The organism is Bacillus sp. SJZ110 (assembly GCF_006715455.1).
GTDB lineage: Bacteria > Bacillota > Bacilli > Bacillales > Bacillaceae > Bacillus > Bacillus subtilis.
Genome location: NZ_VFNF01000006.1, coordinates 120463 through 141775 on the forward strand (window position 1 = coordinate 120463; position 21313 = coordinate 141775).

At 46.8% G+C, this 21313-nt stretch carries 19 protein-coding genes and 2 pseudogenes; 7 read left to right on the forward strand and 14 right to left on the reverse strand.

Translation table 11 applies throughout. The features are described from left to right. Nucleotide 1 precedes the first annotated feature (1 nt). Both yfmF and FB592_RS16935 read left to right on the forward strand, forming a co-directional pair. Nucleotides 2-802, forward strand: a complete 801-nt coding sequence (gene yfmF, locus FB592_RS16930; protein WP_124048443.1) for a Fe(3+)-citrate ABC transporter ATP-binding protein YfmF — start codon at nt 2-4, stop codon at nt 800-802. 104 nt (nt 803-906) lie between these two features. Continuing rightward, nucleotides 907-1926 carry an NADP-dependent oxidoreductase gene (locus FB592_RS16935; protein WP_029317502.1) on the forward strand — a complete coding sequence of 340 codons (1020 nt, stop codon included), beginning with the start codon at nt 907-909 and terminating at the stop codon, nt 1924-1926. A gap of 52 nt (nt 1927-1978) precedes the next feature. Here the strand turns inward: FB592_RS16935 and FB592_RS16940 are convergent, their stop codons facing one another. Beyond that, nucleotides 1979-2425: a GNAT family N-acetyltransferase gene (locus FB592_RS16940; protein ID WP_021481220.1), complete on the reverse strand. Its 447-nt coding sequence runs from the start codon at nt 2423-2425 to the stop codon at nt 1979-1981. A 68-nt stretch (nt 2426-2493) separates the two neighbouring features. After that, nucleotides 2494-3624 (reverse strand): DEAD/DEAH box helicase, encoded by a 1131-nt coding sequence (locus FB592_RS16945; protein ID WP_032726670.1) that lies wholly within the window; start codon nt 3622-3624, stop codon nt 2494-2496. 172 nt (nt 3625-3796) lie between these two features. Between FB592_RS16945 and FB592_RS16950 the strand changes: the two genes are divergently transcribed. Next, nucleotides 3797-5353, forward strand: a complete 1557-nt coding sequence (locus tag FB592_RS16950; RefSeq protein WP_014476110.1) for an ABC-F family ATP-binding cassette domain-containing protein — start codon at nt 3797-3799, stop codon at nt 5351-5353. Nucleotides 5354-5462: 109 nt separating this feature from the next. Here FB592_RS16950 and FB592_RS16955 read toward each other — a convergent pair. After that, nucleotides 5463-5616: pseudogene (locus FB592_RS16955) on the reverse strand (hypothetical protein). A gap of 31 nt (nt 5617-5647) precedes the next feature. On the opposite strand from FB592_RS16955, the pseudogene FB592_RS21175 reads away from it, so the two are divergent. After that, nucleotides 5648-5772, forward strand: a pseudogene (locus tag FB592_RS21175) (GNAT family N-acetyltransferase); the annotation flags it as partial. 36 nt (nt 5773-5808) lie between these two features. Here the strand turns inward: FB592_RS21175 and FB592_RS16965 are convergent. From FB592_RS16965 to yfmT, 6 genes are all read right to left on the reverse strand, one after another. Beyond that, on the reverse strand, nt 5809-6999 hold the full coding sequence (locus FB592_RS16965) for an MFS transporter (protein WP_076458612.1): 1191 nt from the start codon (nt 6997-6999) through the stop codon (nt 5809-5811). 65 nt (nt 7000-7064) lie between these two features. After that, the gene (locus FB592_RS16970; protein ID WP_141949835.1) at nt 7065-7487 is read right to left on the reverse strand and encodes a MerR family transcriptional regulator; all 423 of its coding nucleotides are present in this window, start codon (nt 7485-7487) and stop codon (nt 7065-7067) included. Nucleotides 7488-7610: 123 nt separating this feature from the next. Further along, nucleotides 7611-8057, reverse strand: a complete 447-nt coding sequence (locus FB592_RS16975; protein WP_106074008.1) for a YfmQ family protein — start codon at nt 8055-8057, stop codon at nt 7611-7613. A 122-nt stretch (nt 8058-8179) separates the two neighbouring features. Next, complete coding sequence (locus FB592_RS16980; protein WP_015383066.1) at nt 8180-10069, reverse strand: ABC-F family ATP-binding cassette domain-containing protein; 1890 nt, start codon at nt 10067-10069, stop codon at nt 8180-8182. 133 nt (nt 10070-10202) lie between these two features. Continuing rightward, the gene (locus FB592_RS16985; protein ID WP_003233767.1) at nt 10203-11063 is read right to left on the reverse strand and encodes a methyl-accepting chemotaxis protein; all 861 of its coding nucleotides are present in this window, start codon (nt 11061-11063) and stop codon (nt 10203-10205) included. Between the two features lie 13 nt (nt 11064-11076). Next, nucleotides 11077-12534, reverse strand: coding sequence for a benzaldehyde dehydrogenase (yfmT, locus tag FB592_RS16990; RefSeq protein WP_014479141.1), 1458 nt, complete (start codon nt 12532-12534; stop codon nt 11077-11079). Between the two features lie 249 nt (nt 12535-12783). Here yfmT and bcaP point away from each other — a divergent pair, with 249 nt between their 5' ends. The 3 genes from bcaP (at nt 12784) to FB592_RS17005 (ending at nt 16309) form a co-directional block, all read left to right on the forward strand. Further along, nucleotides 12784-14169 (forward strand): branched-chain amino acid transporter BcaP, encoded by a 1386-nt coding sequence (bcaP, locus tag FB592_RS16995; RefSeq protein ID WP_003233771.1) that lies wholly within the window; start codon nt 12784-12786, stop codon nt 14167-14169. 91 nt (nt 14170-14260) lie between these two features. Then, the gene (locus FB592_RS17000; protein ID WP_101501751.1) at nt 14261-14968 is read left to right on the forward strand and encodes a YjjG family noncanonical pyrimidine nucleotidase; all 708 of its coding nucleotides are present in this window, start codon (nt 14261-14263) and stop codon (nt 14966-14968) included. A 111-nt stretch (nt 14969-15079) separates the two neighbouring features. Further along, the gene (locus FB592_RS17005) at nt 15080-16309 is read left to right on the forward strand and encodes an MFS transporter (RefSeq protein WP_103803338.1); all 1230 of its coding nucleotides are present in this window, start codon (nt 15080-15082) and stop codon (nt 16307-16309) included. Nucleotides 16310-16338: 29 nt separating this feature from the next. Here the strand turns inward: FB592_RS17005 and FB592_RS17010 are convergent, their stop codons facing one another. Genes FB592_RS17010 through FB592_RS17030 form a run of 5 tightly spaced genes read right to left on the reverse strand, consistent with a single transcriptional unit; the run spans nt 16339 to nt 21156 of the window. Next, nucleotides 16339-17274, reverse strand: coding sequence for a putative nucleotide-diphospho-sugar transferase (locus FB592_RS17010; protein WP_134992021.1), 936 nt, complete (start codon nt 17272-17274; stop codon nt 16339-16341). Beyond that, complete coding sequence (locus FB592_RS17015; protein ID WP_125121402.1) at nt 17275-18453, reverse strand: glycosyltransferase family 2 protein; 1179 nt, start codon at nt 18451-18453, stop codon at nt 17275-17277. Between the two features lie 28 nt (nt 18454-18481). Then, nucleotides 18482-19393: a putative nucleotide-diphospho-sugar transferase gene (locus FB592_RS17020; RefSeq protein ID WP_041851193.1), complete on the reverse strand. Its 912-nt coding sequence runs from the start codon at nt 19391-19393 to the stop codon at nt 18482-18484. A gap of 23 nt (nt 19394-19416) precedes the next feature. Further along, a complete protein-coding gene (locus FB592_RS17025; RefSeq protein WP_003233783.1) occupies nt 19417-20385 on the reverse strand; it encodes a GDP-mannose 4,6-dehydratase in 969 nt (322 codons plus the stop codon). Between the two features lie 6 nt (nt 20386-20391). Next, nucleotides 20392-21156: a glucose-1-phosphate cytidylyltransferase gene (locus tag FB592_RS17030; protein ID WP_070548693.1), complete on the reverse strand. Its 765-nt coding sequence runs from the start codon at nt 21154-21156 to the stop codon at nt 20392-20394. Nucleotides 21157-21313 lie beyond the last annotated feature (157 nt).

Sequence of the window (21313 nt, forward strand, 5' to 3'; positions counted from 1 at the left end):
CATGGGAAAACTGGCTGCAGACCAGCTCACTCTTTCATATGACAGTACAGTGATTATTGACGGAGTCGACTTAAAGATAGAAGAAGGAAAAATCACTGCGCTCATCGGCGCTAATGGCTGCGGTAAATCAACAATCCTCAAATCGCTCGCCAGGCTGATGGCCCCGAAAAGCGGTACAGTGCTACTAGAAGGAAAAGACATCCACCGCCAGCCATCAAAAGAAGTCGCAAAAAAACTGGCCATTCTTCCACAATCTCCTCAGGCTCCTGAAGGATTGACGGTAGAGGAATTATGCTATTTTGGCAGACATCCTCACAAAAAGCTGTTATCCAAGCATACCCAAGAGGATCATGACATGGTAGAGTGGGCGCTGGAAGCAACGGGCATGATTGAACTGAAGGAGCGGACGCTGGATGCCCTCTCAGGCGGCCAAAGACAAAGAGCCTGGATTTCAATGGCACTTGCGCAAGGCACTGATTTGCTTTTGCTTGATGAGCCGACCACGTATTTAGACATCTCACACCAGATTGAAGTGCTTGAACTGCTGAAAAAGCTGAACCGCGACCATGGCCGCACCGTTGTCATGGTGCTCCATGATTTAAACCAAGCCGCTCAATATGCTGACTATCTAATCAGTGTGCTGGACGGAAAAATATACAACGCCGGAACACCGGAAGATGTGTTCACCCAGCCATTTTTCCGTGAAGTCTTCGGCTTGGAATGCTGCATCATGAGAAGCCCGATCGACCAGAAGCCAATGTGCCTGCCGACGGGACTGTGCCCGAAATTACGGGCGAAATGAAAAGGAGAGGAGCCCCCTCTCCTTTTTTGTATGCCAGCTTACCTTTTGTATTTCCTCTCCTGTCCATGTTACAGTGGTGTCAACCAAGTGATAGGAGGATGAAAATGACAGCATCTCAGCAGCAAATTCAATTAGCAAGACGTCCACAAGGTATTCCTGTTCATGAAGACTTTCGCTTTGAAACCATTCCGGTTCCTGAACCCAAGCAAGGGGAAGTGCTTGTCAAAACGCTTTATGTTTCGGTTGACCCTTATATGCGCGGCCGTATGCAGGATACGAAGTCATATGTTGAGCCGTTCGCCTTGGATGAAGCGCTTTCTGGCGGGGTTATCGCTGAAGTTGTGTCAGACGGGAATCATCTGAAAAAAGGCGATATCGTCATCGGAAATCTCAGCTGGCAGGAATTTTCCGCTGTGAGCGAGTCTGCCTTGCGAAAAATTGATACAAGCCTTGCTCCCGCTTCGGCCTATCTCGGCATTTTGGGAATGACCGGCTTAACAGCATACTTCGGATTGCTGGACATCGGACGCCCGAAGGAAGGCGAAACCGTGGTTGTCTCCGGAGCTGCGGGAGCCGTTGGTTCAACAGTCGGGCAAATTGCCAAAATCAAAGGCGCTCGAGTTGTCGGTATCGCGGGCTCTGATGAAAAAATCGACTACTTAAAACAGGAGCTTCAGTTTGACGAAGCCATCAATTACAAAACAGCGGATGATATCCAAAAAGCGCTTCAAAACGCTTGTCCTGACGGTGTCGATGTGTATTTTGACAATGTCGGCGGACCGATTTCAGACGCGGTGATGAATCTGCTCAATGAATTTGCCCGCATTCCGGTGTGCGGCGCCATTTCTTCCTATAACGCAGAAAGCGAAGCAGATGACATGGGCCCTCGTGTCCAATCAAAACTCATTAAAACGAAGTCGCTGATGCAAGGCTTTATCGTAAGCGACTACTCCGATCGTTTTTCTGAGGGAGCAAAACAGCTGGCCGAATGGCTGAAGGCTGGTAAACTCCATTACGAGGAAACCATCACAGAAGGCTTCGAAAACATTCCTGACGCGTTTCTCGGTTTATTTAAGGGAGAAAATAAAGGGAAACAGCTGATCAAGGTCAGTGATCCGAGCTGAATGAAGATGAAAACGGGAGGGCTTTTTGCCCTCCTTTTATGTTTCGATGAGATCAGCTGCGAAGAATCAGCGTAAGAAAACCATCTTCATCAGGTTCTGTATCTTCCAAAGTGAATCCTGCTGCTTGAAAGCAAGCTAAACTGATTCGATTGTCTTCTTCAATGCATGCCACCCATTCCCGCACGCTAGTAAAATCAGGTTCGGTCATCAGCTTTTGCAATATCCGTTTTCCGTACCCTTGAAGCCGGTACAAAGGATTGACGATCAATCCAATATATGTCCGCTTCTCCCCGAACTCAATAACGACCATCCCTGCCGGCAGCTGTCCATCATACGCCATGATGACAGTATCGTGTTTATCTTTATTTACTCGTGCATACCACTCATCTAATGGCAGCATCCCATCCATTCTCCGTCTGGTATCCTCATTCTCAAACCAGCTTTCAAGAATTTTCAGCTCTGACTCCTTCACTGCTTGAAACCTGTCTATTGAAACCACCTTCCCACCCCCTGCGCGAAACTTTTTCTATTATTTTACAACAAAAAAAGGGCTTTTCGCCCTTCTTTTTATTTCGTCTTCAGTTTTCCGCCTGCATACACAGCTTCACTCAGCTCAACACCAAGCTTCTTCGCCATTTTTTTCAGCTTAGATTCCTCCAATTTTGTCACAAGGCTCAGCACGTTGCCTTCTTTTCCGGCCCGGCCTGTTCGTCCTGATCTGTGGACATAGCCATCTTCATCTGGAATATCAGCATGAATCACGTATGGCAGGTTTTCAATGTCTAAACCGCGTGCGGCAATGTCAGTCGCCAATAAAAGAGGAAACTCTCCGTCTTCGAATGCGGCAATGATTTTTGCCCGCTCCATTTTTTTCGCTTCACTGTGCAAAACGCCGAGTTCAACGTGGTGATATGCCAGTTTTTCCGCATATACACTCAGGTTGCCAATGTCTCTCACAAATACGAGTGCCTGCATGCCTTCAAGTCTAGACAGCTTTTGTAGCAGCTTCACTTTGTCGCGCTGGTCGCAAATCAGGTATTGATGTTTCACTTTCCCTGCCTCCGCCTTGCTTCGCTGCACCTTCAACACCTCAGGCTCTTGCGCCAATTCGCGTAGCACATCCTCTGTTTCCTTTTTAAGCGTGGCAGAGAAACATAGAAGCTGGCGGTCTCTTAATGTCGTTTTAATAATTTGTTTGATCGTCTCGCGATGCTCCGGCAGGATAAGCTGATCCGCTTCATCAAGTACAATCGTTTTCACTTCATGCATTTTGAGTTTCTTTGCTTTAATCAGTTCAAATACCCTGCCTGGCGTGCCGACAATGATATGCGGATGTTTCTTTAGCTTTTCGACCTGCTTCTTCACATTCGCCCCGCCGATTAAGGAAGCCGCGCGCAGCTCTGAGCCCGCTTTCCAATCCTGAATCACCTGAAAAATCTGCATCACCAGCTCACGGGAAGGCGCTAAAATCACCGCCTGCGGATGCTTTTGCTCTGGTTTGATCCGCTCCAAGACCGGCAGCGCATACGCCAGCGTCTTGCCTGTGCCTGTCGGCGATTCCGCGATGACATCCTTTCCGTCCATGATCAGCTGGGCTGCCTGCTCTTGAACAGGGGTTGGCGTTTGAAAGCCGGAAGCATTCCAATTCTCTTGTATAAATGATTGTGCATTATGTAAAAATGGCCAAGTTTGCGTCATTTTGTTCTCCTCAATTCCTGAAATCTATTCCATAGTATCTCAAAACCTCGCCCGGAACGCAATTTTTCTTTTTCTTTCCTATACCTTTCAACATTCCGAATCCTCCTTTATAATCAAAAGGGTGAATATTACACGCCGATTGTGCGTGTTTGATAACGATAGAGGTGTAAACATGAGTATTTTATCTGTAAAGGATTTAAGCCACGGCTTCGGGGACCGGGCCATTTTTAATAACGTTTCCTTCCGCCTGTTAAAAGGCGAGCACGTCGGCTTGATCGGCGCAAACGGTGAAGGAAAATCAACCTTCATGAATATTATTACCGGAAAGCTTGAACCTGATGAGGGAAAAGTCGAATGGTCAAAAAATGTCCGTGTCGGCTATCTTGATCAGCATACCGTGCTGGAAAAAGGAAAATCCATTCGCGACGTCCTGAAAGACGCGTTCCATTATCTATTTGCGATGGAAGAGGAAATGAACGAGATTTACAACAAAATGGGTGAAGCAGATCCCGACGAGCTCGAGAAGCTGCTTGAAGAAGTCGGCGTCATTCAAGACGCGCTGACAAACAATGATTTTTATGTCATTGATTCCAAGGTGGAGGAAATCGCCCGCGGTCTCGGTTTGAGCGATATCGGTTTAGAGCGAGATGTCACCGATTTGAGCGGCGGACAGCGCACAAAGGTCCTTCTCGCTAAGCTGCTCCTTGAAAAGCCGGAAATTCTGCTTCTCGATGAGCCGACCAACTATCTTGATGAACAGCATATTGAATGGCTGAAACGCTACCTGCAGGAATACGAGAACGCGTTCATCCTGATTTCCCACGATATTCCGTTCTTGAATAGTGTCATCAACCTGATTTATCACGTTGAAAATCAAGAGCTGACACGCTATGTCGGCGACTACCATCAGTTTATGGAAGTCTACGAGGTGAAGAAACAACAGCTTGAAGCGGCCTATAAAAAGCAGCAGCAGGAAGTCGCAGAGCTGAAGGATTTCGTCGCCCGCAACAAAGCGCGCGTCAGCACGAGAAACATGGCGATGTCCCGCCAAAAGAAACTCGATAAGATGGATATGATCGAGCTTGCGGCAGAAAAGCCAAAGCCGGAATTCCACTTTAAGCCGGCGAGAACGTCAGGCAAGCTGATTTTTGAAACAAAGGATCTCGTGATCGGTTACGATTCCCCGCTGTCCCGTCCGCTCAACCTCCGCATGGAGCGCGGCCAAAAAATCGCCCTTTACGGCGCAAACGGGATCGGAAAAACGACGTTGTTGAAAAGTTTGCTTGGCGAAATCCAGCCGCTCGAAGGCTCTGTAGAACGCGGTGAGCACATCTATACCGGCTATTTCGAGCAAGAGGTCAAGGAAACAAACAACAATACGTGCATCGAAGAAGTATGGAGCGAATTCCCTTCTTATACGCAGTATGAAATCCGTGCCGCTCTGGCAAAATGCGGACTGACGACAAAGCATATCGAAAGCCGCGTCTCCGTATTAAGCGGAGGCGAAAAAGCGAAAGTCAGATTGTGCAAGCTAATCAACTCAGAAACAAACCTGCTGGTGCTCGATGAGCCGACAAACCACTTGGATGTCGATGCCAAGGAAGAGCTCAAGCGCGCCCTGAAAGAATATAAAGGCTCCATTCTGCTCATTTCCCACGAGCCAGACTTTTATATGGATATCGCGACAGAAACGTGGAACTGCGAGTCTTGGACGACGAAAGTGCTTTAATTTATAAAAAAACCCGCCTGCTAAAGGGCGGGTTTTTTACTGCCATTTATTCTGAACGATTCTCAAAAGCTCTCTGTCTTTTAAAATGGAGATGTGAATTCATCAAGTGTCAGCTCTCTTTTGGCAGACAGCTCAAAATCCTCCTCATCTGTCCAAGCGGTAAACCACTCGGGCGAAAAGCTGTTTTTCATGACGCTGTGTATGTAATGATAGAGCACCTGTAAACACTTCTGATCATATTCATCAGGCTTTGCCTTATCCATGGCAAACGTCCCCTCTACAGCATGAACCATCAACGGAGTTAAAAAAATCTCACTGAATGTCCTGGAAACAAACGAAAAGGAATCTTAAAAAAGGAGAAATTGCTTTCTGACGGAAATCACTACAATACGGTAGTAATGGGGAGATTCCACGATTAAAAAAAGACACTGCATCTGTGGCAGTGTCTTTCGTTATTAATGCCCCGCCTTAATTCCAGCAAGATGTTTACGTCCCATGAGAAGGACAAGCATGCCGACAAAAACGACGATTCCGCCTACTATATATGGTGTGCTTGCAGTAAAGTGTTCTGACAGCATTCCTGCAATCCACGGAGCGAGCGCGCCGCCGATGAAGCGGACTGAGCTGTAGGCTGAAGACGCGATTGAACGTTCAACCGGCGCAGAACCCATCACAGCGGTTGTCATGATCGTATTCACCATACCAAGGACAGCACCAGCGACAACGATACATGTAATAATCAAAGTTTGATGGTCTGTCCAGATCCCCATAATAACGAGAATGGCCGCAAAGGCGATAAAGAGAACGACGAGCGAACGCACTGTGCCCAGCGCTTTGTGCACGAGCGGCGCCGTAAAGACTGACGTAATCGCCAGCAGAAGGCCCCAGCCGAAGAAGACATATCCAAGACCGTGTTCATCTAAATCCAGAACGAACGGAGAATAAGCAAGCAAAATAAAAAATCCAAAGTTGTATAAGAATGCCGATACCGCCATTGTTAAAAGGCCTTTATATTTTAGCGCCTTCATCGCATCAAACACACCGACGCGTTTCGCCGGTTTCGGCAGCTTCGGAAGCATGAAAGAAATCGCGATTAACGCAATAAACATCAGGACAGATACTCCGAAAAACGGTGCGCGCCATGAAATGCTTCCAAGCTCTCCGCCTGCAAGCGGCCCGACAGAAATCCCGAGACCGAGCGCGGCCTCATACAAAATAATCGCTTGGGCGCTGCCGCCGACTGACACGCCGACGATGACGGCAAGCGCTGTTGAGATAAACAAAGCATTACCTAATCCCCAGCCGCCGCGATAGCCGACTAACTGAGCGATTGAGCTTGAGCTGCCGCCAAGCCCCGCAAACACAATAATAAAAATAAGTCCGAGAATTAACGTCCATTTTGCGCCGATGCGGCTGGAAATGGCTCCTGAGAAAAACATCATAAATCCGGTTACTAGCAAATAACTTGTAAACAAGAGTGATACTTCACTAGGTGAAGCATGTAATTGTGCGGCAATGGCCGGAAGAATTGGATCAACCAGCCCGATTCCCATAAAGGAAATCACACAGGCAAACGCGACAGCCCATACAGCTTTTGGCTGGCTGAGCAAGCCTGTTTTCTGATTCACTTGTGTTGTCTTATCCATTTGACCTGACCTCCATCTTTATTCCATTAAAAGAAACGCTACGAAAATAGCGTTTAACAAACTTTTCATTCGATTGATTGAATGGCACGTTCCGCTTTATTTTTCATGCCCTGCAGGCGTTCTTTAAAGCTTTGGAATGTGCGGATTTTCTCATCAATCAAATCCAACTGGTGATTCAGGGTTTGCTGAATTTCCTCCAGTTTTTCTTTCCGTTCCTTGGGATCCAGTGACAACAAATACCCCTCTTTGTTTAACTCTAGCTGGCGGCTGGTTTCCATGAAATGCTGAAGCTCCTGAAGGGAAAAACCGAGCACCTCTTTTGTGCTGATGACTTTCTCAAGCTCCTCCATATCATCCTCTGAATAAAGCCTTACACCGCCGTCTGTCCGTTTCGGCGCCGGAATCAAGCCGATTTCTTCATAAAACCGGATGGTCCGCTTTGTCAGTCCGCTTCTTTTGGCCACTTGATCAATCTTCATCCATTCCAAGGTAAATCCCCCTTCGCCGTTTCTGTTACCATTATACACCTTTTGAACCTTAACGTAAACGTTAAGTTTTAAAAAACAATAAAAAGACGAGTAGCATACAGCACCCGTCTTTCACTTTCCTGTTTAAGCTAAACTTCCCGCCACTGACAGAGACTCTTTTTGAAGGCTTTCAGAAAGCACTCGATACGCGATCACTTTCTTCTTGTACTGTTTCACGACGTCGATATGGTCGTCATAGCGGTACACGAACAGCTTCACGTCTTTTTTTCCTTTTTTTGTATCTATCACCAGCGGCGTGCCGCCGTTTTCCGGATGTAAATAACGCTCTTCATCACCTGGATAGATATAATATTTTTCCAGGAAGACAGCTTCGTTAAATTGATCAATCACTTTCTGCTTCTCTGCACCCTCGAGGCGTTTTCCATCTAGAGAGAGACTCGCATTTTCGCCACTCAGCTTGGCGTGCACTTCAAATTTGCCGAGCAGCCATTCTATGACGCCTGTAGGAAGACAGGTTAATACGATTTTCACCAGACTCATGAGAATTAACATCACGATCGCCCATGTCATACTTCATCATCTCCGTTAGTTTTCCATGTGCCGCTGACACACAATTTTATCCTAACATAAGCAGGCCGGTTCGTTTTTGTCCATTATGTGAAAAAAAGCGCGGCCTGCTGCGGCCACGCTTTTTAGCTTTCCAGTTCTTCGATCATGAGGGACAATTCTGTCCAGCGGTCCATCGCAGCCTCAAGCTCTTCCGCAGTTTTCGCCTGCTCGGCCATCAGCTCTTGGATTTTGCCAAAATCACTGCCTGCTGCGGCGATGTCAGCTTCGAGCTGCTCATGCTTTTCTTCCAGATGGGCAATTTTATCTTCGATGCCATCCCATTCCAGCTGGTCTTTGTAAGAAAGCTTTTTCCGTTTTTTCTTCGGCTCGGCTTCAGCCGTTTTTTCCTCAGCTGTCGGTTTTGGGGCCGCTTTTTTCGCTTTTGACTCCTCCATATAGTCGCTATAGGAGCCTTGAAAGCGGGAAATGACGCCATTTCCTTCAAATACAATCAAACGGTCGACGACGCGGTCAAGGAAATAGCGGTCATGGGATACGGTGATGACGACGCCTGGGAACTGGTCAATATAATCCTCAAGAACGCTTAATGTTTCAGTATCCAAATCGTTCGTCGGCTCATCGAGAAACAGGACATTCGGCTCCTGCATGAGAACCTGAAGCAAGTATAAACGGCGTTTTTCCCCGCCGGACAGCTTGCGGATATACGTCTGCTGCATCGAACGCGGGAAGAGGAAACGCTCGAGCATTTGTTCAGCTGTAATCATATCGCCATCTGCCGTTTTTACGACCTCCGCCGTTTCTTTTATATAGTCAATGACCTTTAACTCACCGTTCATTTCACTATGATCCTGAGTATAGTAGCCGATTCTGACCGTCTGTCCGATCGTAATATCGCCTCCGTCCGGCGTATGACGGCCGGCAAGGGCATTTAACAGCGTTGTTTTCCCGATGCCGTTCGGCCCGATGATCCCGATCCGTTCACCTGGTATGACAAGTTCATTAAAACGGTCGACGAGCATGCGGCCGTCATAAGCGATCATGACGTTCTCCGCTTCAATAACCTGTTTTCCGAGACGGTGCGAGCCAATGGCAAAATCGAGTGAACCTGATGACTGAGGGCCTTTCTGCTCTTTAAGCGTCTCTACCCGGTCAATTCTCGCCTTTTGTTTTGTTGAGCGGGCTTTCGCTCCCCGTCTGAGCCAGGCCAGCTCGCGGCGCAGCAGGTTTTGCCGCTTCGTTTCCTTTTGCTCAGCCTGCGCTTCCCGTTCCGCGCGTTTTTCTAAAAACACTTCATAGTTGCCTTTGTACGTGTAGAGGCTGCCTCTTTCAAGCTCATAAATGCGGTTGGTGACACGGTTTAAGAAATATCTATCGTGCGTCACCAGCATGACGGCGCCGGGATATTGGCTTAAATACCCTTCAAGCCACTCAATCGTTTCATTATCCAAATGGTTTGTCGGCTCGTCCAAAATGAGCAGATCAGCGGGCTGAATTAAGTTTTTGGCAATGGCTACCCGTTTTTTCTGGCCGCCTGAGAGCTCATTGACCGGTTTTGTTACGTCGTTGACGCCCAGCTTAGACAATACGGTTTTTGCCAAGGTGTTTGCATCCCATGCATTGTTTGCGTCCATTTTCGCTTGTGCTGCCAGCAGGTGTTTCTGGCGCTGTTCATTTTCGGGATCTTTCCCCAGTTCATACAGCGCTTTTTCATATTCACGCAAGGTTTTCATCACAGCCGATTCACCGGAATAGATATGCTCCAGCACTGTTTGCCCCGCAGGCAGCTCCGGGTCTTGATGAAGAAATTCGACCTGCACGCTTCCGGATTTCGTGATTTCTCCTTCTTCGATAGATTCCAAGCCGGCAATCACTTTCAGCAGCGTTGATTTTCCTGTTCCGTTCGGCCCGATTAATCCGATTCTCTCATTCTCTTCAATATGAAAGGAGATATGGTCAAATAATGTTTTATCTCCGTATGTTTTATAAAGATTTTCCGCTTTTAATATGCTCATGGTTCCTATCAATCCTCACGTAAGTTCATGTGTACATTTTAAATCAGCCGCTGGAATAAAACTAGTAAAACGTCAGACAAATTTCATGGAAATGCAGGATAGAAAAAGACCGGGGACATTTGTCCCCGGTCTCTTACTCTTCCTCAAGCGCTTTTTCGGCCATTTTTGCAAGATGCTGTGCGCTTCCTGAAATCTCCTGCATTGTGGCGGAAATTTGTTCAACAGCAGCGGCTTGTCCGTCTGTATGCTGGTTAATCGACTCAATGGATTCCTCCAGCCCTTTCAGCAGGCTGTGGATTTTTTTCGTAATCTGGTCAATTTGGCCGACATTTTCTTTTGAATGCGTTGCTAGCTTTCTGATCTCATCTGCGACGACAGAGAAGCCTTTTCCGGACTCCCCTGCTCTTGCCGCTTCGATCGCGGCGTTCAAGCCGAGCAGATTGCTTTGGTCAGAGATGCCTTTAACAGTTACTGAAATATCAGCGATTTCACCGGCGCTTTCGCTTACTTTTTTCGCCTGAGAGGAAATGCCCGACATTTGAGTTGAAAACCCGTTAATTGATTCAGAAATGTCGGAAATAGCCGCGGCTGTTTGTTCAACGACAGCTGATAAGCTTTCCGCGACATCATGCAGCTTTGACGACTCCTCAAGGCTCGTTCCGAGGCCGACGCCTCCAATGACTCTTCCATTCTCGTCGTGCAGCGGGATGGCACGCGCGATCAATGGGAAGCCGAACAATTCTTTCGGAACCATGCTCGTCTTCTTCTGATTGCTTCGGATGGCATCTGTGATGATATCCCCTTCCTGCAGCGGATCGCCGGCTTTTACGTTCAGCGAAAAGGTTTTGGCCGGTATATTCACGAGCAGTTTTTCCGTATCATAAATGCCGATTGTAATATCATCCTGAACCAGGCTGTTTAAATAAGGGGCTACTTTGATAAATGCGTCCAGAATATCTGCGGTTTCTTTTTCCGTATTTATGGTCAATTCCATTCACTCCTTTTCATTAATAAGGGAAGCTGCGTTTTTCGTGCTGGACCGAGATCCATTTCAGCGTTGTAAATTCTTCGAGGCTCCACTCACCGTTTAAACGGCCGAGGCCTGATTGCTTTTCACCGCCGAAGGCTACATTCGGTTCATCATTGATGGTCGTGTCATTGACGTGAATCATGCCTGTTTCAATGCGTTTCGCAAAAGCCACGCCGCGCTCAAGATTTGACGTATGTACGGCACCGCTCAAGCCAAACGGGGTTTCGTTTGCGATATCCACCGCTTCGTCTTCTGAATCAAACTTCATAAAGGAGACGACTGGTCCGAACAGCTCTTCCTTGGCAATGCTCATGAACGGTTTGACGTCTTTTAAGATCGTCGGTTCCACGATCGTCCCGTTAAATCCGCCAAGCTTCACTGGTACAGCGCCTTCTTCAATTGCTTGCTCAACAGTCTTCATTAGCCCGTCCGTCTGTCTGCTGTTGATTAATGGCCCGATAATCGTATCAGGATCCATTGGGTCGCCGACTTTCAGCGATTCCACTTTTGCCTGGTACAGCTCAAGGAACTTGTCATAAATAGAAGAATGAACAAGCACGCGGTTGGCTGACATGCAAATCTGTCCTTGATGTGTAAATCGGCTGAACACCGCCGCATTGACCGCATATTCTATATCTGCATCCTCAAGTACGATGAAGGCGCTGTTTCCGCCAAGCTCAAGAAGCGGCTTTTTAAAATGCTTCATCGCAAGCTGTCCGATGTAGCTGCCGACTTTCGTAGAACCGGTAAATGAGATGATCCGCGGCACTGGATGCTCAACGAAGCTGTCGCCGATTTCAGCAATGTCTGTGACAACAACATTCAGCAGCCCCGCTGGAATTCCCGCGTTCTCAAAAATTTTCGCAATCAGCGTTCCGCCGCAAATCGGCGTTTCCTCATGCGGCTTTAGCACAACGCCATTGCCGGCTCCGAGTGCAGGCGCCACTGATTTCATAGATAAAAAGAATGGGAAGTTAAACGGACTGATGACACCGACTACACCTGCAGGCACGCGATATAATCTGTTTTCCTTGCCATCTATTGTGGACGGAAGAATTTTCCCCTCCATGCGGATTGGGAACGTTGCCGCTTCCTTCATGATGTTTTTGACAAGTCCGATTTCAAAAGCCGCTTTGAGCCTTGTACCGCCTAGCTCCTCCATAATCAAATAAATAATGGCTTCTTCATTTTCTTCAATATACGTGACGGCTTTTTCTAAAATGGTTCTTTTCTCAAACGGGTTGACCGCATCCCATTTTTTCTTTGCCAGCGCCGCTGCCCGATACGCTTCATCTACATCGTCAGCAGTCGCTTTACGGAATGTTGTGAATGTTTTTTGAGTATAAGGATTTTTGTTTTCCAATACATTTGGGCTGCTGCCCTCCTGCCATTTCCCGCCGATAAACTGTTTATTCAACTCTTCATATTGAAACATGGTCAGCATCTCCTTTATAACCGCAAATCAAAATATGGGCGAATCTATTTTTTCTATCGGTTCATCTTGCATAAAATTGAATATACGATTAGTAAAAATTACTATCCTATGATACGACAACGCTGTTTCGCTTCTATCGTTTAAAGCAGAAAAATATTTTATTGACTGAGTCAAATTTCGACAATATAATACAACAAGAACTGCATATAATGATTAGAATATTTTGAATATTTCTAGGAGGAACTTTTGATGAGTTCATTATTTAGAAAAAAACCGCTTGAAACATTGAGTGCGCAGAGCAAGTCAAAAAGCCTTGCCCGTACGTTAAGCGCATTTGATTTAACCTTGCTCGGTATCGGTTGTGTCATCGGTACAGGGATTTTTGTCATTACAGGAACAGTGGCAGCGACCGGTGCAGGTCCCGCCCTCATCATATCGTTTATTTTAGCGGGGCTCGCCTGTGCGCTGGCTGCTTTCTGTTATGCTGAGTTTTCGTCTTCCATTCCGATTTCGGGAAGCGTGTACTCATACTCATACGTGACACTTGGAGAGCTGCTCGCCTTTTTGATCGGATGGGATCTCATGCTTGAATATGTCATTGCACTGTCGGCGGTTGCCACCGGCTGGTCTTCATACTTTCAATCACTGCTTGCCGGCTTCAATCTTCATATTCCGGCTGCACTGACAGGAGCGCCGGGAAGCACGGCGGGCGCCGTATTTAACCTTCCGGCTGCGGTGATCATTCTCCTCATCACTGCGATTGTCAGCAGAGGCGTCAAGGAAAGCACACGCTTTAACAACGTCATCGTACTGATGAAAATCGCGATCATATTATTGTTCATTATTGTCGGCATCGGCTATGTGAAACCGGATAACTGGTCTCCTTTTATGCCATTCGGGATGAAAGGCGTCATACTTAGCGCTGCCACTGTATTCTTCGCGTACCTTGGGTTTGACGCGGTTTCTAACGCATCAGAGGAAGTGAAAAATCCGCAAAAAAACATGCCCGTCGGCATTATTTCAGCTCTAGCCGTCTGTACGGTTCTGTACATCGCGGTATCGCTTGTGCTGACAGGCATGATGCCTTATGCCAAATTGAATGTCGGAGATCCTGTATCCTTTGCGCTGAAATTCGTCGGACAGGACGCTGTTGCCGGAATTATTTCTGTCGGTGCGATTATCGGGATTACGACGGTGATGCTCGCTTTGCTGTACGCTCAGGTTCGTTTGACATTTGCCATGAGCAGAGACGGCCTTCTGCCTGGATTGTTCGCAAAGGTTCATCCGTCATTTAAAACCCCGTTCCGCAACACATGGCTGACAGGGATCGTTGCAGCGGGAATCGCCGGCTTTATTAACCTCGGAACGCTGGCCCATCTGGTGAACATGGGAACACTTGCCGCGTTTACGGTCATATCTATTGCTGTCATTGTGCTAAGAAAGAAACATCCTGAAATCAAGGCGTCCTTCAGAGTGCCGTTCGTTCCGGTTGTGCCGATTATCAGCGCAGGCATCTGCCTCTGGTTCATGTACAGCCTTCCCGGCGTCACATGGCTTTCATTTGTCATCTGGATCGCTGTCGGAACACTGGTTTACTTCCTATATTCGAGAAAACACAGCTTATTAAACAAATAATCTCTTTTTAGCCGGCGGTGCCTCACCCGCCGGCTTTTTCCTTTTTTTATGTGCTATACTTTGAATACATATGAGAAAGGGAGACACACAGATGAAACGATACCGCACTTTATTATTTGATGTAGATGATACCATCCTTGATTTTCAAGCGGCAGAAGCTTTAGCCCTGCGTTTGCTGTTTGAAGATCAGAACATTCCTTTAACAAATGACATGAAGGCGCAGTATAAAACCATCAATCAAGGTCTCTGGAGAGCCTTTGAAGAAGGTAAGATGACACGGGATGAAGTCGTAAACACACGTTTCTCCGCTTTGCTTAAAGAATACGGCTATGAGACTGACGGAACCAAACTTGAGCAAAAATACCGCCGCTTTCTTGAAGAAGGACATCAGCTTATTGACGGTGCATTTGATCTCATCTCAAATCTGCAGCAACAGTTTGATTTGTACATCGTGACAAATGGCGTGTCTCACACACAATATAAGCGTCTCCGTGATTCAGGATTATGTCCATTCTTCAAGGACATTTTCGTTTCTGAAGACACAGGCTTCCAAAAGCCGATGAAGGAATATTTCGATTACGTATTTGAACGGATTCCTCAATTTTCAGCAGAGCACACATTAATCATTGGGGATTCACTGACTGCTGATATCAAAGGCGGACAGCTCGCCGGACTTGACACTTGTTGGATGAACCCTGACATGAAGCCGAATGTGCCAGAGATCATACCAACCTATGAGATTCGTAAGCTTGAAGAGCTATATCACATTTTGAATATCGAAAATACCGTCAGCTCCTAATCAGGCTGACGGTATTTCTTTCATAAGAATCTTTTTTCCTCTTGATAAATTCTTCACCATATGAATAATATGGTGGTATGCTTTGGTTATATATGTAAGGAGGAGACTCAATTGGCTATCGCCGCCCCGTTAAAAGAAAAAACAGTTCAAAAACCAGGCACCACGGTGTATCCGATTTTGATTATTATCGGAATTTGCCATATGCTCAACGATTCGCTTCAGGCTGTGATTCCGGCCATGTTCCCTATTTTGGAACGCTCCATGAGCCTGACGTTTACACAGCTCGGCATCATCGCTTTCACATTAAACATGGTGTCATCCGTCATGCAGCCTGTTGTCGGCTGGTATACCGATAAACGGCCGCGGCCGTATGCGCTGCCAGTCGGTTTGACCGCCAGCATGCTTGGCATTTTGGGCCTTGCATTTGCCCCGTCATTCATAACGATCTTATGCTGTGTGTTTTTCATTGGATTAGGCTCGGCCATTTTCCACCCGGAGGGCTCCCGTGTGGCGTATATGGCCGCCGGCACAAAACGCGGGCTCGCCCAGTCGATTTATCAGGTGGGCGGAAACTCAGGCCAGGCGATGGCGCCGCTGATCACCGCGCTGATCCTTGTACCGCTCGGGCAATTCGGCGCTGTTTGGTTCACGCTTGTCGCCGCGCTTGCTGTTATGTTTCTCATGTATATTGCGAAATGGTACGCCTCACGTCTCGGCAGCCTTGCCAAGAAATCAGGCAAACAAAAGAAAACGGCTGAAAACACGGCCATCACCAAATCTGTTGTATCTGCTCTTATTATTATTATATTTCTCATTTTTGCTCGTTCTTGGTATACGAGTGCGATCGGTAACTTTTACACGTTTTACGCGATGGATACCTATCACGTAAGCATTCAGCAGGCACAAAGCTATATTTTTGTCTTCTTGCTGTTCGGCGCAATCGGCACGTTTCTCGGCGGCCCGCTTGCAGACCGTTTTGGAAAACGCTTCGTTATCCTCGGTTCGCTGTTATGCTCGGCGCCGCTGGCGATCTTGCTGCCATTTGCCGGACCGGTTCTCGCCTATGGCGTGCTCGCATTGATTGGCTTGGTTCTGATGTCGAGCTTTTCTGTAACGGTCGTCTACGCACAGGAGCTAGTTCCTGGAAAAATCGGCACAATGTCCGGTTTAACCGTCGGGCTTGCCTTCGGGATGGGCGCGATCGGCGCTGTGGCGCTGGGCGCTCTGATTGACGCCGCGGGACTGACCCCGACGATGATCGCCATTGCCTTTCTCCCTGTTCTCGGCATCCTTGCCTTCCTATTGCCAAGTGACCAGAAGCTGAGAGAATGGCATAGCTGAAAAAACCCCTGCCAGGCGGCAGGGGTTTTTTAATCCAGCTGGATAAAATGAGTGTCAGGCACTGCGTGCTTCGGGATAAAGCCATCCGCAAAGTCCGGAAACGCCGACTGTATTTCATCAATCCATCTTTTCAGATTTAATATATAGGGCATATAAATCATCTCAATTGTCGCTTCGTCTTCAATCCGATAGTACCAGCAAAGATTAAACTCTTTTTCTGTCACCATTGTAAACCCAGAGAAATGATAGAAAATCAGCGGCGTTTCATCTATATACACGCGGCCGTCCTTTTGCCCGACCTTATAGTTTTCGATATTCCAAAGCGCTGTATTGGCTCCTATTGATTTGACAACATGAACACCTTTAAACTGCGCCGGCCATTTCTCCACATATCTTTGATCACCATATGTCTTTCGTTCCGTATCCATTTCGACCGTGCAAAATTCAATACAGTCCTGTCTCCACTGCCACACCGCTTCATATGCTTCCTTTGTATTACCGGCACCGACAAAGCCTGTATTAAAGCGTCCGGTTCGGTCGTAGTAGGACATGAAGCGCGGCGAATTACGATGATCAGTCAAATACAGAGACGCCGTTGGGTTTTCTGCAAAAATACGTGCCGGATCAGAAAAGAAAAATAGATCCGTATCCATATGGGCAAAGTATTCAGCGTCATCCCACTTGCTCATCACATGAAACAAAAAGGCAGGCTTTAACGTCCAGCAATATTCATGAAACGTTCTGTTGCTTTTCGCTTTCAACAGCTCCGGGTCTTCCATTTCATGCAGCTGCACAAAGGTTACATGCTCCCATGGAACGTGCTGAAGCAATTCATACGCTTTCTGGTCGACACATAGCACATATAAATGAAAATCATCGCAATGCTCATGGAGAGAATGAATCATAGGCATGAGCTTAAAGATATGTGTCCTTGACACTATCGTTGAAAAATGAAATGTACTCACTTATACCACATCCAATGATCTAAGATCCACGTGCAGCAAATCGTTGACAAGCGCATACAGTGCGTTGGCAAAATCGTTCACGCCTAGCTTTTTCTTCGCTTTTGGCAGAAGCTTGCGGACAGTTTGTAAATCAAAGCTTTTCGCCGTCACCCTTGGGGCTTTCTTTCGCCAATCCGGATCAATGTTGCGCTCTTTAACAACATGCAGAAGCTCAAGAAACAGATTCAGCAGCATATCATATTTCTGAGACTCCAGCAGCTTTTGAATATCAGCCATGATTCTGTTCGTCATGTCAGACGGGAACGGTCCATTAAAAGCGAGATGAACGTCTAAGGAGCGGATGTTATTGTATTTATCGCACATATAGGCAATGTTGGCCCGAATATCATCTACAGACTTACAATTGCTTGGATGCTCCTGATGAACACTGACAATATCGCGGCGAAGCCTGAAGGTCAATCCGGCCTGATGAAGCCTGATCCCGAGGTCATAATCCTCAAACCCGTACCGCACAATGCCTTCGTCAAATAAACCGAGGTCAACCACATGCTTGCGTTTCACAGAGGAATTATTCGTGATAAAAAAGCGCCATGGCATATGATAGCCTTTCAAGTCATCGCCGTACTCATCTAAAATCTTCTTGAGCACGTCTATAAAGTCGGTATCGAGGTCAAAGCTTTTATCAAGAAAGCTTCCGTTTTTGATGTCCGCCTCCTCCAGCAGCTTTTGTTTGTCTTTCTTCGGCATTTCACCTGTGAGCTTTGCGAGCTGTTCCTTATGTTCTTCTTCAAACCGTTCATAATAAAAACTGTAGATCCGTTTCCAAAACAACCCGCACACGACGAGATTCTCTTCGTTCTCATGGGCTTTAATATGTTTTGCCACAAGGTCCTTTGCCGCAAGCATATCGCTGTCATGGAAAATCAGGATATCTCCTCTGGCATTGCGAAGCGCCTGATTTCGTCCGTACGCAATGCCCCTGTTTTCTTTAATCCGTGTAAAGATCAGCGGAAAATCAGCTTGAAATGACTCAAGCATCGAGAGCGTCCCGTCCTCAGAGCCATTGTCCGCTACAATGACTTCGAATTCTTCATCGCACTCCTGCTGGTTTAATGACAGAAGGCTGTTGTAAAGACGCTCCTTCGAATTATATGCAGGAATAATAACGCTTGCTTTCACTTCATTTTCACTTCCTGTATTTACTCATTTATTTGTTGTCATCTTTTGAAGCAAAACCGTTAAATTCAGGGTCTAACGTTTTGATGTGCTGAATGATATGCGGCAGTGTCTCTTGATACAGTTCATGCACAAACGGCAGATCTGTGCGGGTTGTTTCATGAATCTGTTTGATTTCATTGATGCTGACGATTCGGTATCCGCTGAAATGATAAAAGATCAGCGGACTGCCATCCTCCAGCACGATCCGGCCATCTTTCCAGGAAAACGTATGCTGCCCATAATTCCAATGCCCGATGTTCACGCCGGGTGTTGTAATGTCACACACATTCGGAAACAGCTCAGACATATAATCCAAATAGCCCTGATCACCGAATTTTCCTTCACCCGGTGCATTTTTGCATTCCTCAAGACAGCGTTCCTTCCACCACTCCAAGCAATCCATGCCTGCATCATCATGCTTGAAGCTGATAAACCCGGAATTATATCTGCCTAAAAGACGCTGCAGCATGTCAATCTGCTCTTTCTCAAAAGAAGGGATTACAATATCCCCCCGTGAAAGCAGCACCGAGCAGTCCGGCTGGTTTTCAAAAATCGGCGATGGATCTGCATAGAAAAAGAGATCCCCGTCAATATACGTCACACGCTCCAGCCCGGGATTGCTATTCAGCACAGCTTGCAGAAAGATCGGCTTCATCGTCCAGCAATACTCACTTTGATCTCTAGTTTCCTTCAGCTTCAATAGCAATTCATTTTCAAGTGCGGCCACCGGCACAAGGTTCAGCTGCTTCATCTTCAGCTTCTGTAACACGCGGTGCGTATCTTCATCCATGCAAAGTATAAAAATGGGACTGTCTTGATCAACTAGCTCTAACGACTTAAACAAAGCGACTGCCTGATATAATCTTCCTTTTGATAAAACGGTGCAATACGCGCTGGTCACAGTCTTGTTCACCTCGTTTCACATTACTTTTTGAAGAATTCCGTATACCACTCAATCGTTTTTTCAAGTCCCTCATCAATGGTGTAGGCCGGTGTCCAATTCAGCAGCTTTCTTGCTTTTTCCGCGGATAAATATTGATGTTTGATTTCATTGCTTCCCTGATTCAGCACCTTAGGTTTCAGATTACTGTTCATTTTCTTTAATATTTTCTCTACCAGTTCAAGTACGGTCAGCTGGATCTCATTGCTGAAGTTAAAGGCCTCTCCGGCAAGATTGTTTTCTTCCATTTTTTCTGCAAGAAGCAGATAAGCCTGAACGGCGTCTTCAATATAGAAATAGTCCCGTACAAATGTGCCGTCGCTTCGGATTTCCGGCGCTTCCCCGTTCAGCACAAGCTGAATCGTCTGAGGAATGATGCGATTGAAGTTCAAATCTCCGCCGCCGTATAAGTTTCCGCAGCGCGTAATGCAGACCGGAAGCCCGTACGTGTGAAAATAGGTGTGGCTGATCAGATCTGCGCAGCTTTTTGAGACGTCGTACGGGTGCTTGCCTTGCAGCGGCATGTTTTCATCGTATGGAAGGTTTTCTTGATCGCCGTAAGCTTTATCACTTGAAGCGACAATGACCCGCTTAATTAACGGATGCTTGCGGCAGGCTTCGAGAATATTCCAGGTGCCGAGGATATTCGCTTCAAAGGTAGAAATCGGGTTGCGGTTTGCTACGCCGACAATCGCTTGTGCAGCGAGATGAAAGACAGTGTCGATCTCATACTCGCCAAGCGCGCGTTCAATCACAGCCAAGTCCTCTAGAGAGCCCCGCACGATGTTCATTTTCTTGATATGTTCTCCCTGATAAAGATTGGATTGAGGCACATGATCCCTGACAAGCCCCGTAACATTTGCGCCCTGATCGATCAGCTCTTTCACCAAATAGCTTCCTAAAAGACCTGTGCATCCCGTGACAAATACGTTTTTATTTTTCCAGAAACTCAAATCGATTCACCATACCTTCCATACTTGTTGTCCTTGATTCCACATTTTGTTGACTTCTAAAAGATTTTTATACGTATCGATGGCCGTCCAAAATCCATAATGGCGGTACACAGCAAGCTCCCCGTCTTTGGCAAGGTTCTTCAGCGGTTCATCTTCGAACATCGCGTTCCCGTCCTTCGGCAAATACTCGAAAACCTTTGGACTGAGAACGAAGAATCCGCCGTTGATGATTCCGTCACTTGATGTCTTCTCAGAAAATGTTTTCGCCATGCCGTCCTCAACCGTCAAGGTGCCAAACTGCGAGACTTTGTCAATGCCGGTGACAGTCGCGGCAGCACCTTTTGTCTGATGATAGCTGATGAGATGGAAAAGATTGATATTGGCCAGCCCGTCCCCATAGGTGAGCAGAAATGTTTCATCACCGATATAGTCTTTCGCCTGCAAGATTCTTCCGGCTGTCAGCGTATCTTCCCCAGTCTCCAAAAACGTAATTTTCCACGTTTCAGGCTGCCCCAGGATCTGTACCTCTCCCGTAGAGCTGTCGAGTGTCAGGCTGTTGTGCTTCCATTCATAGTCGAGAAAGTATTCCTTGATTTTTTCTCCTTTATAGCCCAACAGCAGAATAAACTCGTTTACTCCGTAGTACTGATAAATTTTCATAATATGCCATAGAATCGGTTTGCCGCCTATCATGGCGAGCGGTTTAGGAATGTCATTCGTGACTTCACTCATTCTCGTTCCTTTTCCGCCGCAGAGAATGACCGCTTTCATCTCTACCCCTCATCTCTATGAATATTGAGTTCGAAACCTGGTACATCTTCACAATCTATCAAGGCATTTCCCCGATAATTTGTCCGATTTCAATACCGGTTTCAAAATCTACTGTAATGATATGAGAGAAAGCCAGCCTTGGTGACCAAATGGAATC

Excerpts from the sequence above, each read along its gene's own strand:
- yfmF (WP_124048443.1), top strand. The coding sequence starts at position 2 with ATGGGAAAACTGGCTGCAGACCAGCTCACTCTTTCATATGACAGTACA.
- FB592_RS16935 (WP_029317502.1), top strand. The coding sequence starts at position 907 with ATGACAGCATCTCAGCAGCAAATTCAATTAGCAAGACGTCCACAAGGT.
- FB592_RS16945 (WP_032726670.1), bottom strand. The coding sequence starts at position 3,624 with ATGACGCAAACTTGGCCATTTTTACATAATGCACAATCATTTATACAA.
- FB592_RS16950 (WP_014476110.1), top strand. The coding sequence starts at position 3,797 with ATGAGTATTTTATCTGTAAAGGATTTAAGCCACGGCTTCGGGGACCGG.
- FB592_RS16965 (WP_076458612.1), bottom strand. The coding sequence starts at position 6,999 with ATGGATAAGACAACACAAGTGAATCAGAAAACAGGCTTGCTCAGCCAG.
- FB592_RS16975 (WP_106074008.1), bottom strand. The coding sequence starts at position 8,057 with ATGACATGGGCGATCGTGATGTTAATTCTCATGAGTCTGGTGAAAATC.
- FB592_RS16980 (WP_015383066.1), bottom strand. The coding sequence starts at position 10,069 with ATGAGCATATTAAAAGCGGAAAATCTTTATAAAACATACGGAGATAAA.
- FB592_RS16985 (WP_003233767.1), bottom strand. The coding sequence starts at position 11,063 with ATGGAATTGACCATAAATACGGAAAAAGAAACCGCAGATATTCTGGAC.
- yfmT (WP_014479141.1), bottom strand. The coding sequence starts at position 12,534 with ATGTTTCAATATGAAGAGTTGAATAAACAGTTTATCGGCGGGAAATGG.
- bcaP (WP_003233771.1), top strand. The coding sequence starts at position 12,784 with ATGAGTTCATTATTTAGAAAAAAACCGCTTGAAACATTGAGTGCGCAG.
- FB592_RS17000 (WP_101501751.1), top strand. The coding sequence starts at position 14,261 with ATGAAACGATACCGCACTTTATTATTTGATGTAGATGATACCATCCTT.
- FB592_RS17030 (WP_070548693.1), bottom strand. The coding sequence starts at position 21,156 with ATGAAAGCGGTCATTCTCTGCGGCGGAAAAGGAACGAGAATGAGTGAA.